Here is a 16,218-nt window from a genome sequence, read left to right as displayed (position 1 = left end):
AAGGAGAACCGTCATGACCCAGACCTGCCCCGGCGCCGCGGTCCGCGCCATTCTCGACTGCCAGCGCGCCGCGCACCTGGCCAGCGAACCGATGAGCGCCGAGCGCCGCATCGAACTGATCGACCGCGCCATCGGCCTGCTGGTCGATCACCAGGACGAAATCGTCGCCGCCGTGCGCGCCGACTTCGGTCAGCGCAGCGATGACTTCTCCCGCGTGGTGGAAGTGCTTTCGCCGCTGATGAGCCTGAAACAGACCAAGGCCCAGCTCGCCGGCTGGATGCAGCCGGAGCCGCGCCACTGCGAGCGTGGCGAAGCCTGGGTGGAATACCAGCCGCTGGGCGTGGTGGGCATCGTGACGCCGTGGAACTTCCCGGTGAACATGGTCTTCACCGGCCTGGCCGGGGTTCTGGCCGCCGGCAACCGGGCAATCATCAAACCTTCGGAATTCACGCCGCACAGTTCGGAGCTGATCGCCCGGATGATCGCTTCGGTGTACGCCGAGGACGAAGTCGCTGTCGTCACCGGCGGGCCGGAAGTCGGCCAGGCGTTCTGCGCGCAGCCGTTCGATCATCTGCTGTTCACCGGTGCCACCAGCATCGGCAAGCAGGTGATGCGCGCCGCCGCGGAGAACCTGGTGCCGGTCACCCTGGAGCTTGGCGGCAAGTCGCCTACCATCATTTCCCGCTCGGCGGACTTCCAGGCCGCGGTACAGAAGATCGTCGCCGGCAAGCTGCACAACGCCGGGCAGATCTGCCTGGCGCCGGACTACGTGTTCGTCCCCGAAGAGTCGCTGGACGACTTCATCGCCAGCGCCCGCGAGGTGGTGGCGCGCTTCTACCCGAGCCTGCGCGACAACCCCGACTACACCTCGGTGATCAACGCTCGCCACCAGCAGCGCCTGCTGGGCTACCTGGAGGAAGCGCGTGCAGCCGGTGTCGAGCTGGTCGAGCTGAACCCGGCCGGTGAGGACTTCGCCGCGCAAGGCGGGCACAAGGTAGTGCCGACCCTGCTGCGCAACCCCGGCGACGAACTGCGAGTGATGCAGGACGAAATCTTCGGCCCGCTACTGCCGATCAAGCCGTACCGCGAGATCGGCGAGGTCATCGACTACATCAACGCCCATCCGCGTCCGCTGGGCCTGTACTACTTCGGCAGTGATGCCGACGAGCAGGCGCTGGTGCTGCGTCGCACTACCTCCGGCGGGGTGACCATCAACGATGTGATCAAGCACGTCGGTATCGAGAGCCTGCCGTTCGGCGGTGTCGGCCCGTCGGGCATGGGCGCCTACCACGGCCGCGACGGTTTCCGCGCATTCAGCCACGCCAAGGCGGTGTTCAAGCCCGCCGACGGCCCGGACCTGATGCGCCCGCCGTACGTCGAGCCGGTTCGCCAGGCCGTTGCCGCCATGATCTGCCGCTGAGGAACGAGCATGAAAGCTGCCGTATTGCGCCAGCCGGGCACGCCTCTGAGCATCGAGGACGTCGCCATCGGCAAGCCTGGCCCGCGTGAGGTGCTGATCCGCACCCGCGCCGTGGGGCTGTGTCATTCCGACCTGCACTTCATCGAAGGCGCCTACCCCTGGCCGATGCCGGTGATCCTCGGCCATGAGGCCGCCGGGGTCGTCGAGCAGGTGGGCTCGGAGGTGCGCTCGGTGAAGCCGGGCGACCACGTGGTCACTTGTCTCTCGGCATTCTGCGGGCACTGTCCGCACTGCGTGTCCGGCCACCTGTCGCTGTGCGTGTCGCCGGAAACCAAGCGCGGCAAGGACGAAGAGCCGCGCCTGAGCGAGGTCGCCAGCCTCAAGCCGGTCAACCAGTTCATGAACCTCTCGGCCTTCGCCGAGCAGATGCTGGTGCACGAAAACGCCTGCGTGGCGATCCGCCGCGACATGCCGCTGGACCGTGCCGCCGTGCTCGGTTGCGCGGTGATCACCGGAACCGGCGCGGTGTTCAACACCGCCAAGGTGCGTCCGGGCGAAACGGTGGCGGTGATCGGTTGCGGCGGCATCGGCCTGTCGACCGTCAATGGCGCGGCGCTGGCCGGAGCAGGGCGGATCATCGCCATCGACATGCTCGATTCCAAGCTGGAGCTGGCGAAGACCTTCGGCGCCACCGATGTGATCAACGCCAAGGACGGCGACGCCGTGCAGCAGGTGCTGGAGCTGACCCGTGGCGGCGTGCAGCACGCCTTCGAGTGCATCGGCCTGAAGCAGACCGCCGAGCAGGCCTTCGCCATGCTTGCGCGCGGCGGCAGCGCTACCGTCATCGGCATGATCAAGCCCGGCGTGAAGTTGGAGCTGAGCGGCCTGGACTTCCTCGCCGAACGGCGGATCCAGGGCTCGTTCATGGGTTCGAACCGTTTTCCGGTGGACCTCCCCAGGCTGGTGGACTTCTACCTGCAAGGCCGGCTGAAGCTCGACGAACTGATCTCCCAGCGCATCGAGCTTGCGCAGATCAACCAGGGCTTCGACGAGCTGCGCCGGGGCGAACTGGCGCGCTCGGTGATCCTGTTCGACCAGTGAATCGCGGAGAACTTCGATGAAAACACGTATTACCGAATTGCTCGGCATTCGCTACCCGATCATTCAGGGCGGCATGATGTGGGTTGGCCGCGCGGAGATGGCCGCCGCAGTGTCCAACGCCGGCGGCCTGGGCATTCTCACCGCGCTGACGCAGCCGACCCCGGAGGCCCTTGCCGAGGAGATCGCGCGCTGCCGCACGCTGACCGACCAACCGTTCGGGGTCAACCTGACCCTGCTGCCGTCGATCAACCCGCCGCCCTACGAGCAGTATCTGGACGTCATCATCGCCAGTGGTGTGAAGGTGCTGGAAACCGCCGGCAACAATCCCGGCGAACACATCGCCCGCGCAAAGGCCGCCGGCATGACGGTGATCCACAAGTGCGTGGCCGTGCGCCACGCACTCAAGGCGCAGAGCCTGGGGGTGGACGCGGTGTCCATCGACGGCTTCGAGTGCGCCGGGCACCCTGGCGAGGATGACGTGCCCGGGCTGGTGCTGATTCCGCTGGCGGCCAGTCGCCTGCAGATTCCGGTAGTCGCCTCCGGCGGTATCGCCGATGGTCGCGGCATGGCTGCCGCGCTGGCCCTGGGCGCCGAAGGGGTGAACATGGGCACGCGCTTCTGCGCCACCCGTGAGGCGCCGATCCACGACAACATCAAGCGTGCCCTGGTTGGCGCCACCGAGCGCGATACCCGGCTGATCTTCCGCACCTTGCACAACACCGCACGGGTGCTGCGCAACCCGATCTCCGAGGAAGTGGTGAGCATCGAACAGCGTGGCAACGCGCAGTTCGAGGACATCCGCCACCTGGTGGCCGGCGCCCGTGGCCGCGCCGCGCTGGAGAACGGCACGGCAGACGACGGTATCGTCACCGCCGGGCAGTGTGTGGGGCTGATCGACGACATTCCCAGTTGCGCGGAGCTGATCCAGCGAATGGTCCGCGAGTGCCGCAGCAGCCTCGATTCGGCCCGCCGCTTCCTGGAGGACGAGGCATGAGCACGGCGGACTTCGTGGGAGAAAGCGGCGTGGTTCCGGCGGGATTCCAGCCGATGTCGCGCCCCGGTTTCGTCAACAACTGCCAGGGCGTGTACGTCAACCTGGAACGCCGCATGGTGGCCGCGCGCATCCTGCCCGAGCACCTGAACCCGCTGGGTATCGCCCACGGCGGCTTCCTCGCCACCCTGGCCGATACCGGCTTCGGCACGACCATCAAGCTGACCGCCGGCGCCGAGCTGCCGCCGGCCACCATCAACCTCGACATGGACTACCTGAGCCCGGCGCTGCCGGGGCGCTGGATCGAGGTCCAGGTACAGATCCACAAGCTTGGCCGCAACATCAGCGTGGCCAGTTGCAGCCTGCTCGACGGCGACACCCTGGTGGCGCGTGGCAAGGGTACTTTCATCAACAACACGCGCAGCCTGCATGGCCGCGCCGATCCGAGCTGAACGAGGAACCAAGCATGGCTGAAGTTTCCCAGAGCGCCGCGCCCGTGGGGCCGGAGGCGCAATACCAGCGGTTCCTCCAGGAGGGCCGCTTCATGCTGCAGCGCAGCGTTTCCACTGGCCGCTACGTGTTCTACCCGCGGGTGGCGATCCCCGGCACTGGCGAAACCGACCTGGAATGGGTCGAAGCTGCCGGTACCGGACGTATCTACGCCATCACCGTGAACCGCTCGCGCAACGCCAGCCACAACGTGGCGCTGATCGACCTGGACGAAGGCGTGCGGATGATGTCGCGCGTCGCGGACCGGGAAACCGCCGCCATCGGCAGCCGCGTGCGCGCACGGGTGCTGGAGGAAGACGGGCAGGCGCTCGTGGTGTTCGACGTGATCGATGAGGTGCAGGCATGAATTCGTCCCTTCGCGGCAAGACCGCCATCGTCGGCATCGGCAGTGCCGGCATCGGCGAGGCCCACGGCTTCAGCGCGATGGAGCTGCTCGGCCAGGCATCGCTGAAGGCCATCGCCGACGCCGGGCTCAAGCTCTCCGACGTCGATGCGGTGTTCTCCGCCACCAGTTCCCATGCCTTCCCGACGCTCTCGGTGTGCGAGTACCTGGGCATCAGGCCGAAGTTCGTCGACGGCACCAATGTCGGCGGCTCCAGCTTCGAATGGCACTTGCTGCAGGCAACCTTGGCGTTGCAGGCCGGCCTGTGCGACGTGGCGCTGATCTGCTACGGCTCCAACCAGCGCACCGCCGGCGGCAAGCTGGTGTCGATGAGCGAGCCGCAGTGGCACGAGACGGCCTACAAACCGCGCCATCCGATCACTTCGTATGCACTGGCGGCCAGCCGTCACATGCACCAGTACGGCACCACTCGCGAGCAACTGGCGGAAGTGGCGGTGGCGGCGCGTGGCTGGGCCAATCTCAACCCGGAAGCCTTCGCCCGCGGCCCGCTTTCGCTGGACGACGTGCTCGCCTCGCGGATGGTCAGCGACCCGCTGAGCGCTGCCGACTGCTGCCTGGTCACCGACGGCGCCGGTGCCTGCATCATGGTGCGCGCCGACCGCGCTCGCGACCTGCCGAACAAGCCGGCGTACTTCCTCGGCGCCGGCGGCGCGCAATGGCACCGCTCGGTGGTGTGCATGCCTGACCTGACCGTTACTGCTGCCTCGGAAAGCGGCCCACGGGCCATGCAGATGGCGGGGGTGAGCCACGCAGACATCGACCTGGTGATGCTCTACGACGCCTTCACCATCAACACCATCCTGTTCCTCGAAGACCTCGGTTTCTGCCCGAAGGGTGAGGGCGGACGCTTCGTCCAGGGAGGACGCATCGCTCCCGGCGGCGAGTTGGCGGTGAACACCAACGGCGGGGGACTGTCCTGTGTGCATCCGGGCATGTACGGGATGTTCCTGATCCTCGAAGCGGTGACGCAGATTCGCGGCCAGGCCGGCGCACGGCAGTTGAAGAAGGCCGATATCGCGCTGCTGCACGGCAATGGCGGCACGCTGTCGAGCCAGGTGACGGCGTTCCTGGGAAGTGACGCGGCCCTCTGATCCCGCACAGCACCTGCAGAAAACCAAGCGAAGGCCCGCCGGCGCATGCCGTGCGGGCTTTTCGCTTTCTGTACCGGCAAGAAAATCCCTCCCGAAATTGGTCCGAACGAACTACAGCCAGCCCTGCGCCGCATCCCGATACTCGACCCCGGCACCCAACTCGTCGCGCCTGCGCGGCCCACAAGAACAACAGGTCTGAGGAACACCTCGATGGACATCCACTACACGCCCGAAGAGCTGGCCTTCCGCGAGGAAGTGCGGACCTTCCTGCGCGACAAGCTGCCGGCCGACCTGGCCGCCAAGGTCAAGCTCGGCAAACGTCTGAGCAAGGAAGACAACGTCTTCTGGATGCGCACCCTGAACGAGCGCGGCTGGCATGCCTCGCTGTGGCCGGTGGAATACGGCGGCACCGGCTGGAGCGTGGTGCAGAAGTACATCTTCGAGGAAGAGTGCGCGATCTTCGGTGCGCCGCGTGTGCTGCCCTTTGGCGCGGTAATGGTCGGGCCGGTGATCATCAAGTTCGGCAACGAGGAGCAGAAGGCCCATTACCTGCCGCGCATCCTCGACATGACCGACTGGTGGGCGCAGGGTTACTCCGAGCCGGGCTCGGGCTCTGACCTCGCCAGCCTGAAGACCCGCGCGGTACGCGAAGGCGAGCACTACATCGTCAACGGCCAGAAGACCTGGACGACGATGGGCCAGCACGCCGACTGGATTTTCTGCCTGGTGCGCACCGACCCGCAGGCCCAGGCACAGCGCGGCATCAGCTTCCTGCTGATCGACATGAAGTCGCCGGGCGTGACCGTGCGGCCGATCATCACCCTGGATGGCGAACACGAAGTCAACGAAGTGTTCTTCGACAACGTGAAAGTCCCGGTGGCCAATCTGGTGGGCAAGGAAAACGAAGGCTGGACCTGCGCCAAGTATCTGCTCACTCACGAGCGCACGGGGCTTGCCGGCATCGGCTTCTCCAAGCAGTTGCTGCGCCAGCTCAAGGCCATCGCCGGCCGCGAGCTCAAGGCTGGCAGGCCGCTGATCGAGGACCCGCTGTTCCGCGCCCAGGTTGCGGAAGTGGAAATGCAGCTGATGGCTGCCGAGATGAGCAACCTGCGCATCCTCGCCGCCGCCCGCGAGGGTGCCGGTAGTGGTGCGGAAAGCTCGATCCTCAAGGTGCGCGGCACCGAGATCCGCCAGGCCATCACGCACTTGCTGCGCAAGGCGGTAGGCCCATACGCGCTGCCGTTCCTGGAAGAGGAAATGGACCAGGCCAACTCCGGCGATCTGCTGCACACCGACTACAGCGCCACCGCCGCCAGCCAGTACTTCATCATGCGCAAGCTTTCGATCTACGGCGGCTCCAACGAGATCCAGAAGAACATCGTTTCCAAAGTGAACCTCGGACTCTGAGAGGCAGCCGATCATGGACTTCAAACTCAATGAAGAGCAGCAGATGCTGCAGGATACGGCGGCGCGTCTGGTGCGCGACGCCTATGGATTCGAACAGCGCGAAGCCTTCCGCCGCAGCGAGCTGGGCTATGGCGCAGAGTTCTGGCGCCAGCTCGGCGAACTGGGCCTGACCGGTGTTTCCCTGCCGGAAGCCTATGGTGGCTTCGGTGGTGGCGTGGAAAGCATGCTGGTGCACACCGAACTGGGCCGCGGCCTGTGCCTGGAGCCTTACCTGCAATCGGTGGTGTTCGCCGGCGGGCTGCTCGCCCAACTGGGCAGTGAGGCGCAGAAGGACCGGTTGCTGGGTTCGGTCGCCAGCGGCGAACTGCAACTGGCGGTGGCCTTCGAGGAACCGCAGAGCCATTACGAACTGAACGCCGTGGCCACCCGCGCGGAGCCGGTGAACGGCGGCTGGCGGCTGAGCGGCCGCAAGGTCGCGGTGATCGGCGGACACAGCGCCGGGATGATCCTGGTGTCGGCGCGGGTTTCCGGCGGCGAGCGCGACGAGCAGGGCCTGGGCCTGTTCCTCCTCGATCCGACCGAGGCGGGCGTCAAGCGCCGCGTCTATCCGACCGCTGACGGCTTCAAGGCATGCGAGCTGTACCTGGATGGCGCTTTCGTCGCCGCCGAGCAGGTGCTGGGCGAGCCGGGCAATGCCTTCGCCGCGCTGCGCTACCAGCAGGGCCGTGCCATCGCCGCGCAATGCGCCGAGGCGGTGGGGGCGATGGAAGCCACCTGTGACCTGACCCTGGAGTACCTCAAGACGCGCAAGCAGTTCGGTGTGCCCATCGGTTCGTTCCAGGTCCTGCAGCACCGCATGGTGGACATGCGCAGCGAGCTGGACCAGGCGAGCAGCATGGCGATTCTCGCCGCCTGCGTCGCCGATCAGCCGGACAGCATCGAGCGCAGCCGCGCCCTGGCAGCCGCCAAGTTCATCGTCAGCCGGGCAGGGCGCTTCATCTCCGAACAGTGCATTCAGTTGCACGGCGGTATCGGCCTCACCGATGAGTACCTCGGCTCGCACTACGCCAAGCATCTGGTGATGATCAGCCACCAGTTCGGCGATGACGACCATCACCAGCAGGTGTTCAGCCAGTTGATGGACGTGAGCGCATAGCGCGCCAGCGTTATCCGCCGATGCCCGAATGACGGCGGATAACCGCAAGCGGTTATTCGCCCTACGGGCCGAACCCGCACAGAGTCACCCCTTGTTCCGGGCCCGCAAGGCCCGGTTTTTTTCAGGAGTCCCCATGAAAGTCCTCGTAGCCGTCAAGCGCGTGGTCGATTACAACGTCAAGGTCCGCGTCAAGGCGGATAACTCCGGCGTCGATCTCGCCAACGTCAAGATGTCCATGAACCCCTTCTGCGAAATCGCCGTGGAAGAAGCCGTTCGCCTGAAAGAGAAAGGCATCGCCACCGAGATCGTTGCGGTCTCCGTCGGCCCGAACGCCGCTCAGGAGCAACTGCGTACCGCGCTGGCGCTGGGTGCTGATCGCGCCATCCTCGTCGAGGCAATCAAGGGGGAGAGCAACGACGAACTGAACTCCCTGGCCATCGCCAAGGCCCTGAAAGCCATCGTCGATAAAGAGCAACCGCAACTGGTCATTCTCGGCAAGCAGGCCATCGACAGCGACAACAACCAGACCGGCCAGATGCTGGCTGCGCTGACCGGCTACGCGCAGGGCACCTTCGCTTCCAAGGTGGAAGTGGCTGGCGACAAGGTCAACGTCACCCGTGAAATCGACGGCGGCCTGCAGACCGTTGCCCTGAACCTGCCGGCGATCGTCACCACCGACCTGCGCCTGAACGAGCCGCGCTACGCATCGCTGCCGAACATCATGAAGGCAAAGAAGAAGCCGCTGGACGTGGTGACCCCGGACGCCCTTGGCGTTTCCACCGCTTCCACCGTGAAGACCGTGAAAGTCGAAGCTCCGGCTGCCCGTAGCGCCGGCATCAAGGTCAAGTCCGTTGCTGAACTGGTCGAGAAACTGAAGAACGAGGCGAAAGTAATCTGATGGCTATCCTGGTAATCGCTGAGCACACTTCCTCTGGAAAAACAGACGGCGCACTGGGCGCTGCCACCCTGAACACCGTCGCTGCTGCGCAACGGATCGCCGCCCGGAATATTGGTGGCGACATCGTTGTTCTGGTCGCTGGCCAGAACGTTGGTAGTGTGGCCGAAGCCGCTGCCAAGATCGCAGGCGTTTCCAAGGTGCTGGTCGCCGACAACGCCGCTTACGCTCATCAACTGCCGGAGAACGTTGCTCCGCTGATCGCTGAGCTTGTGAAAGAGGAGGGGGGCAAGGGCTACAGCCACGTGCTGGCCGCCGCCACAACCAACGGCAAGAACTTCCTGCCGCGCGTCGCTGCTCTGCTGGACGTCGACCAGATCTCCGAGATCATCGAAGTCGTCAGCGCCGACACCTTCAAGCGCCCGATCTATGCCGGTAACGCCATCGCTACCGTGCAGTCCTCGGCTGCCGTCAAGGTCATCACCGTGCGTGGCACCGGCTTCGACGCCGCTGCCGCCGAAGGTGGCTCCGCCGCTGTCGAAGCGGTTTCCGGCCCGGCCGATGCCGGCAAGTCCGCCTTCGTTGGTGAAGAGCTGGCCAAGTCCGACCGTCCGGAGCTGACCGCTGCCAAGATCGTCGTTTCCGGCGGCCGCGGCATGGGCAATGGCGACAACTTCAAGATCCTCTACTCCCTGGCCGACAAGCTGGGCGCTGCCGTCGGCGCTTCTCGCGCTGCCGTTGACGCCGGCTTCGTGCCGAACGACATGCAGGTCGGCCAGACCGGCAAGATCGTCGCGCCGCAACTGTACGTGGCCGTTGGCATCTCCGGTGCCATCCAGCACCTGGCGGGCATGAAGGATTCGAAAGTGATCGTTGCGATCAACAAGGACGAAGAGGCGCCGATCTTCCAGGTTGCCGACTACGGCCTGGTCGCCGACCTGTTCGAAGCGGTGCCGAGCTTCGAGTCCAGCGTTTGAGGTGTGCTGTCGTCCACCTTGGTGCCAGGTATCGCCTGCATGCAGGAAGTGAAGGAGCGAGCATGAGTGCGGTGGTGATCAACATGGTCGTCCCGGACTTTGCATCCGCTTCCAGCAGCGGACTCTTGCGCCGGCAACGAAGATGGATACCGTGAGGAGCCACTCCTCCAGGCAGATGATGAGGCTTGCGCCCCTGGTTCGGAGCGAATTGCGGGCGCCGCCAGTCGATACTGACGATGCCCGCGAGCATCACATGGGCTGGATGAAGCACTGCGACTTGTTCAGCACGGTGATGGTTTCATCGATGGCGCGTTCTTTCATCGGCTCGGGATTGTTGCCGCCCACATACAGGTAGGCCCGGTTGAGCAGGCGGCTGCAGGTGCCCTGATCCTTCACGTTGGACTCCAGGCCCTGGACGATCATCATCTGGGCGTCCACGGTCTTGTCGTAGCGGGTCTTCATGAGCGAGCGGAAGGCGCGTGGATCCTCGCTGGCCAGCCGCGCATCGCGGAACCCCTGAACGTACTGGCGTTGAGCGGGTTCGGAGACATCCTTCATGTCGTCGTCGGCATTCGCGATCCACACAGCCGAGGAGCGCATGGTGCCAAGGTCGGTGCCGGTCATCTCGACCTTGATCATGAAGCCCTGGTTGTCCATGAAGATCAGGGTGCAGGTCAGCCCCTTGGGCGCCTCGCGGCAGTAGCGGGTCGATTGCTTCGAGGCCAGGAACAAGGCTTTGGATACCGGCGAGGCGTTGAAGTCGTATTCGGGGTTGCCGAAGCTCACGGTCCCCAGTTGGCGCTGCTGGGTGATCTCCATCAGTTCGGCGATATTGAGGTTGCGGTAGTCCGGTATCGGCTTGCCGGTGAACATATCGTTGGTCGATTTGATCACTGGCAGCTTCTTCGGCGCGAGCCTGGCGATTTCTTCCTGGACGCATGCCTCATCGCATTGGCCCGCCGCTACGCGCATCTGCAGGGCGTTGAGCGCAATGGTAGTGGCATCGGCCGCGTAGCGACCATTCGCGCCGGGAAGCTCAAGGTGGCGGCTGGTTTTTTCGAGCTTCTCCACACGATCATTACCGCCGCCTTCGGGGATGTAGACGCTGGCGCCATAGATGTCGCCGTCCTTGTTCTTCAGCAGGTAATAGCAGTAGAAAACTCCTGCGCCGCTGCAACTCTCAACCTCCGGTCGCCCTTGCTGGCGCTGTTCGGTGACGGAGTCGTCGACGGGTTCGGAGGAAACCTTCGCTACTTCTTCCTGAGTCAGCGGCGTAATACCGGCTGCGGCCAGGGTCTGCCTGGCTGTGTCGTAGGTCTGTCCAAGCACATTGGGCGTGCCAGCCGCATGGGCGCAGGTGATCGAGGCGATAAGAAGGGTGGAGCTGAGCAATAGCTTCATGGACATCCCTGTTGTCTACGTGTGATTGCGTTGTGACATCATAGAAGAAATGCCCGCTTCTGGCCCAGGCTGTGTAAAAACGCAGCGTGTGATGGATTGCTGGTTATTGGATTGTTATAGCGGCGCTCAGAGGCCCTGCGGGCTTCTGACGTGTCGCCCCGAGTCATTCAACTGATTCGGGAAACTGCAGCTTCCGTGATGCTGCGCGACGAGTTCATCGGGGCGCGAAGAGGGTTTCAGGCCCTCATCGCGGCCATCAGTGCACTATTGCCCAGCAGGCTGAGCACCCGTTTGAAGCTGTAGGCGAGCACATGCAGGCTCATTTCCGTGCTTACCCGGTCGAGCGTTCGGGTGAGTAAATGGGTGGCGCCCATCCAGGCCTTCAGTGTGCCAAATGGATGCTCCACCGTCTGACGGCGGATGCGCATCATCTCCGGTGCCTGATCCAAGCGGGACTGCATATCCTCGAGCACCGCCTCGTGTTCCCAGCGACTCACCCGACGCCGACGGCAGTTCAGCCAATGAACGCCTATGTTGCCGGGCGTGTGATCAGCAGCAAATGCAATTGAAAGCCCAGGTGCAGGAATGCAAATCCTCGCGCTCAAGCTTGCTCTTGGCTGGCCAACAGGAGCCTGCGTCAGTTGCTCGGCATTAACCCCGAAATGTCTTAACATGACCGGTTGCCGAAAGAACCGTCATGGCCACAGCCATGAAGGGCTTTCATCCTTTACAAATGAGTGTGGTGAAGATGAACAAGCCTTTCATTTCGCTGTGCCCTGAAATTACTCGGGCACATGCGCTGACGCTGATGAATTGGTTGGAGGATGAGCGGGTCACCTGTTATCTGAGCGATTCACGTCATGTCTCCCGCTCCATCGAGCAAGCCATCGACCGGACTCAGTTGCCGATCCTGACCCATCTATTCAATCGGGGCGGCCGATTCTTCATGGCCCATGACCGGCATGACGCCCCGGTGGGCTTTGTCCGTCTCATCAAGACCGGCTCGAATTGCGAGATAGTCCTGGCGATCGGAGACAGTGACAAATGGGGCCGAAACCTTGGCTCCCGCACGATCCGCGAAGGCATGAAGTTGGCATTCCTCGACATGCGGGCCGAGAATCTCATCGCCAGGATCCATCCGGACAACGCGCGTTCGCTGAAAGCCTTTCTGCGCAGTGGCTTTTTGCTTGAGAGTGAAACGCCGACATTGAAGTCATTTTCCATGACGGCGGGGCGTTATCTTCAGCTCTTGCGCGAAGGTGCCATTAGCGACTCCACGGAGATCTACATCACTGAAATCGACAAGGCCAGGCTCGAAAGCCTGATCGTGCTCGAACAAGGCCCGGCCGTAGTTGAGCTCGAACATGAGCTGGAGCGAGCCATTGTCGTCAAACCCCAGCAGGTGGCGCGGAATGTTGTCACGATGAACTCCAGGGCCTTGCTGCAGTTGGACGACGAAGAGATCGAAGTGGCCTTGGTCTACCCTGAAGACGCGGACAGCAGCGCCGGGAAGCATTCAGTGTGTTCCGACATCGGCGCCGCCATCCTGGGTTATCAGGAGGGGGACGCCATCGACTGGCGAGTTTCTGATCGGACCCGCCGAATCGGGATTAGGAAAGTGCTTTACCAGCCGGAGGCAGCGGGCGACTTCCATCTGTAATCGCGCCTTTGGCTCGGTGTTTGTCCGTCAGGCAGATCCCCCACAAGACGGGCCGCGCCTTCCATTGGACCGTTCTGCAGCGGCCCGAGACAGCGCCTGCCAACCTCCGCGGAGGTTCGGCGAATCGCCGTTGTGCTGCCCGGCGCCAGTAAATCAGCGGTGCCAGTCAATTCTATCGTTGGCCGCGACCGTTCATTGATTTCGCCCTTTCCTCGTCGCGGTGTCGATGGCGTTGCCGCTGGAACCCAAGCGTCTGCCGTCCGTCCAGCGCGTCGCCCTGAACGGATCACTTGCCGGGCCGCTCAATGGTCCTGCAGCGCTCGCGGGCGCAGGCTGCGCTGCTCGTCGTCACTGCTCGTGGCCTGCTGCAGTCGGAAGTCGAAGTTGAGCTCGGCGATACGGCCTGCAATGCCGTGGGCTCCATCTTCAGCGAAGGTCACCTCGCCGATCAGGCCGTCGCGAGTGGCATAGGCGAAGTCGTCCCACAGGTATTGGTCGCCCGAGAGGTTGATCTGCGTGGTGAGATGGCGGTGGCCCGGCGCCGAGATGAAGAAGTGGATGTGTGCCGGACGCTGGCCGTGGCGGCCCAACTGATCAAGGCACTGCTGGGTCGGACCGTCGGCGGGGCAGCCATAGCCGCTGGGCACGATGCTGCGCGCGCGGTAGCGCCCCTGGGCGTCGGTACGAATGCGCCGGCGCAGGTTGTACTCCGACTGGCTCGGGTCGAAGTAGGAGTACAACCCCCGGGTGTTGGCGTGCCAGACATCGACGATGGCGCCGGCAATCGGCTGGCCGTCGAGGTCCAGCACCTTGCCCTGCAGCAGCATCGGCGTGCCCGGATCGAGCCCGTCGTCCAGCCGTGCTTCGCCTTCGCACAGTGGCGCACCTGCCACGTACAGTGGGCCTTCGATAGTGCGTGGGGTGCCGCCGGTACGCCCCGTCAACTGGTCTCGGGCGTCGCTGAGGAGGTCGAGGAAATGCTCTATGCCCAGGCCCGCCACCAGCAGCCCGGCTTCGCCACGTGCGCCGAGACGGTTGAGATAGTCGACGGCGGTCCAGAACTCGTCGTCGCTGATGGCAAGGTCCTCGATCAGTTTGGCGCTGTCCTGCAGGATGCGCAGGACGATCTGCTTCAGGCGCGGGTTGCCCTGGTCATGGGTGAGGCCGGCGGCGTGTTCGAAGAAGCTGCGGACTTCGGCAGAGTGGGAAATTCTTACAGTCATGGGGCACCTCATCGGTCGTTGTTGTTATCGGTGACAGACCGGTGAGCAAAGGTAGTGCCACTTTTTTATGAGACTGAAATATAAGGAATTTTTGTTTTAGGCTGGCGGATCGGCCGGCCCGTCCTCGATCATTTGATCAAGCCGGGCCGGTCGATTGCGCAAATGCTCAAGATGAGTCGGCTGCGCTTTCACCCGATGACTTCTTCAGTCGGTAGGCCAGGGCAGGGCGGGTCATGCCGAGCAGGCGGGCAGCTTCCGAGACGTTCTGCCGGCAGCGCGTCATGGCTTCCTGCATAAGGGCTTCCTCGACGGCTTCGAGGCGGATTCCGCTGTCGATGATCTGTGCGATCCAGTCCGGCGCACTCTGCTCGCTGGCCGCCACCAGGCGTCCGTCGCTGCCCAGGCCGATGCTTTCGGTGGGTGCCGCTGCGTGGGGGAAGAGGGCGTCCAGACCGATGCTCTGGTTCTCATCGGTGATGATGACGCCTCGCTCCATGAGGTTTTCCAGTTCGCGGATATTGCCCGGCCAGTCGTGGTTGAGGCAGGCCTCCAGGGCCCGGTCGCTGAGGCCCAGGGTCTTCTTGCCGTAGCTTTCGTGCAGGCGCTGGAGGAAGTGTTCGATCAGCAGCGGGATGTCCTCGCGGCGCTCGCGCAGGGCGGGAATATGCACCGGGAAGACGTTCAGCCGATAGAACAGGTCCGCGCGGAATCGTCCCTGCTTGACCGCTTGCTCCAGGTTTTCGTGGGTGGCGGCGATCACCCGCACGTCGATCTGCCGGGTGCGCGTGTCTCCCACGCGTTCCAGCTCGCTTTCCTGCAGCACGCGCAACAGGCTGGCCTGGGCGCGCGGCGTGAGTTCGACGATCTCGTCGAGGAACAGGGTGCCGCCATGCGCGCGTTCGAAACGGCCCATGCGCGACTGCTGGGCGCCGGTGTAGGCGCCTTTCTCGACGCCGAACAGCTCGGCCTCGATCAGGTCTGGCGGGATGGTCGCGCAGTTCAGCGCGACGAAGGGTCCGCCGGCGCGCTCGCTGCGCAGGTGCAGGCTGCGGGCGATGACCTCCTTGCCGACTCCGGTTTCGCCCAGCAACAGTACCGAGGCCTTGCCCGGCGCGACCTTGTCGATCAGCGCGCAGCAGCGGCGGTACACCGCTGCCTGGCCGATGCCGTAGAACTGCCCGGCTTCCTGCTGCAGGCGCTGGCGCAGATTCGCCACCTGCACCTGCAGAGTCTGCAGTTCATCGATGATCGGGTCGCTCTGGAAGTAGCGCAGGAAGGTCTCTGCGTCCTCCCATTGTTCCACCGGCTTGCCGACGATCCGGCATTGGGAATCGCCGCATCCGCGGCAACTGACTTCCTTGTAGAGCACCTGGCGGCCAACAAAGAACGAACTGTAGCTGATCGCGTAACCCAGCAGCATCCAGCACACCGGCTGCTCGGAGTGCAGGCTTTCGAGCTGGCAGTTCTCCACCTCGAAGCTGTCCTGCCATTCGATGTCGGCATAGAAATGGCCGCTGTCCAGGTCGATCTCCAACTGCAGCGGACGCACCTTGACCATGCCCTTGAGCGAGTGCAGTTGCGGGCCGATGAAGAACATCTCCACCGGGTTGCCGTTCGGGCGCAGCTTGCGCGCCAGTTCCGCGTCCTTCAGGCCGGACTGGTAGCCCAGGCGCAGGAAAAAGCCCTTGGCGCGCTCGACGCCGAGCATCTCGATCAGCTCGCGGCGCATGCTCGCCATGGTCGCTGCCTGGACGAGCAGCATGCGTTGCTCGTCCAGCCAGATCTTGCCCTCGGTGCCGAGGAAGCGGACCCGCTCGGTGAGGTCCTTCAGCGCCGGTGCAGGTTCCGGCGCCCTGTACTGCGTGATCATCGGTTGCGCCCCTTGGTTGTAATTGTATGGGGTGGTGGCACGCTCCGCCCAGGCAATGGCGGACGGGTAACGGGTGCCGGGACGACCTCGGTGATTCAGGCAAGGCACGGGTC

General features: G+C 64.2%; 14 protein-coding genes and 1 pseudogene. 11 read left to right on the top strand and 4 right to left on the bottom strand.

What is annotated here, in order from left to right:
• Positions 1-13: 13 nt before the first annotated feature.
• From OU419_RS14875 to OU419_RS14830, 10 genes are all read left to right on the top strand, one after another.
• Positions 14-1,420: a coniferyl aldehyde dehydrogenase gene (locus OU419_RS14875; RefSeq protein WP_254476535.1), complete on the top strand. Its 1,407-nt coding sequence runs from the start codon at positions 14-16 to the stop codon at positions 1,418-1,420.
• Positions 1,421-1,429: 9 nt separating this feature from the next.
• Complete coding sequence (locus OU419_RS14870; protein WP_254476534.1) at positions 1,430-2,521, top strand: Zn-dependent alcohol dehydrogenase; 1,092 nt, start codon at positions 1,430-1,432, stop codon at positions 2,519-2,521.
• Between the two features lie 16 nt (positions 2,522-2,537).
• The gene (locus OU419_RS14865; RefSeq protein WP_254476533.1) at positions 2,538-3,515 is read left to right on the top strand and encodes an NAD(P)H-dependent flavin oxidoreductase; all 978 of its coding nucleotides are present in this window, start codon (positions 2,538-2,540) and stop codon (positions 3,513-3,515) included.
• A complete protein-coding gene (locus OU419_RS14860; RefSeq protein ID WP_254476532.1) occupies positions 3,512-3,964 on the top strand; it encodes a PaaI family thioesterase in 453 nt (150 codons plus the stop codon). The genes OU419_RS14865 and OU419_RS14860 overlap by 4 nt, the downstream gene beginning before the upstream one ends.
• Positions 3,965-3,978: 14 nt before the next feature.
• Positions 3,979-4,368 carry a Zn-ribbon domain-containing OB-fold protein gene (locus tag OU419_RS14855; protein WP_254476531.1) on the top strand — a complete coding sequence of 130 codons (390 nt, stop codon included), beginning with the start codon at positions 3,979-3,981 and terminating at the stop codon, positions 4,366-4,368.
• Complete coding sequence (locus OU419_RS14850) at positions 4,365-5,516, top strand: thiolase (protein WP_254476530.1); 1,152 nt, start codon at positions 4,365-4,367, stop codon at positions 5,514-5,516. Before OU419_RS14855 ends, OU419_RS14850 begins: the two co-directional genes overlap by 4 nt.
• Positions 5,517-5,726: 210 nt before the next feature.
• Complete coding sequence (locus OU419_RS14845; protein ID WP_254476529.1) at positions 5,727-6,923, top strand: acyl-CoA dehydrogenase family protein; 1,197 nt, start codon at positions 5,727-5,729, stop codon at positions 6,921-6,923.
• Between the two features lie 13 nt (positions 6,924-6,936).
• Positions 6,937-8,079 carry an acyl-CoA dehydrogenase family protein gene (locus tag OU419_RS14840; RefSeq protein WP_254476528.1) on the top strand — a complete coding sequence of 381 codons (1,143 nt, stop codon included), beginning with the start codon at positions 6,937-6,939 and terminating at the stop codon, positions 8,077-8,079.
• A gap of 133 nt (positions 8,080-8,212) precedes the next feature.
• The gene (locus OU419_RS14835; RefSeq protein WP_268171598.1) at positions 8,213-8,977 is read left to right on the top strand and encodes an electron transfer flavoprotein subunit beta/FixA family protein; all 765 of its coding nucleotides are present in this window, start codon (positions 8,213-8,215) and stop codon (positions 8,975-8,977) included.
• Entirely contained in the window at positions 8,977-9,951 is a 975-nt protein-coding gene (locus OU419_RS14830) for an electron transfer flavoprotein subunit alpha/FixB family protein (protein WP_268171596.1), read from the top strand. Before OU419_RS14835 ends, OU419_RS14830 begins: the two co-directional genes overlap by 1 nt.
• Before the next feature lie 249 nt (positions 9,952-10,200).
• Here the strand turns inward: OU419_RS14830 and OU419_RS14825 are convergent, their stop codons facing one another.
• Both OU419_RS14825 and OU419_RS14820 read right to left on the bottom strand, forming a co-directional pair.
• Complete coding sequence (locus tag OU419_RS14825; protein ID WP_254476339.1) at positions 10,201-11,352, bottom strand: PASTA domain-containing protein; 1,152 nt, start codon at positions 11,350-11,352, stop codon at positions 10,201-10,203.
• 236 nt (positions 11,353-11,588) lie between these two features.
• Positions 11,589-11,858: pseudogene (locus tag OU419_RS14820) on the bottom strand (transposase); the annotation flags it as partial.
• Between the two features lie 191 nt (positions 11,859-12,049).
• Between OU419_RS14820 and OU419_RS14815 the strand changes: the two are divergent.
• Positions 12,050-13,012: a bifunctional GNAT family N-acetyltransferase/nucleoside diphosphate kinase regulator gene (locus OU419_RS14815; protein WP_254476341.1), complete on the top strand. Its 963-nt coding sequence runs from the start codon at positions 12,050-12,052 to the stop codon at positions 13,010-13,012.
• Positions 13,013-13,314: 302 nt separating this feature from the next.
• Here the strand turns inward: OU419_RS14815 and catA are convergent, their stop codons facing one another.
• Entirely contained in the window at positions 13,315-14,235 is a 921-nt protein-coding gene (gene catA / locus OU419_RS14810) for a catechol 1,2-dioxygenase (protein ID WP_254476343.1), read from the bottom strand.
• Positions 14,236-14,401: 166 nt separating this feature from the next.
• Entirely contained in the window at positions 14,402-16,105 is a 1,704-nt protein-coding gene (locus OU419_RS14805; RefSeq protein WP_254476345.1) for a sigma-54-dependent Fis family transcriptional regulator, read from the bottom strand.
• Between the last annotated feature and the right edge of the window lie 113 nt (positions 16,106-16,218).

This window comes from Pseudomonas triclosanedens (assembly GCF_026686735.1).
GTDB classification, from domain to species: Bacteria; Pseudomonadota; Gammaproteobacteria; order Pseudomonadales; family Pseudomonadaceae; genus Pseudomonas; species Pseudomonas triclosanedens.
The sequence above is the reverse complement of the archived record's forward strand: the minus strand, read 5'-3'. Positions and strand labels throughout refer to the sequence as shown.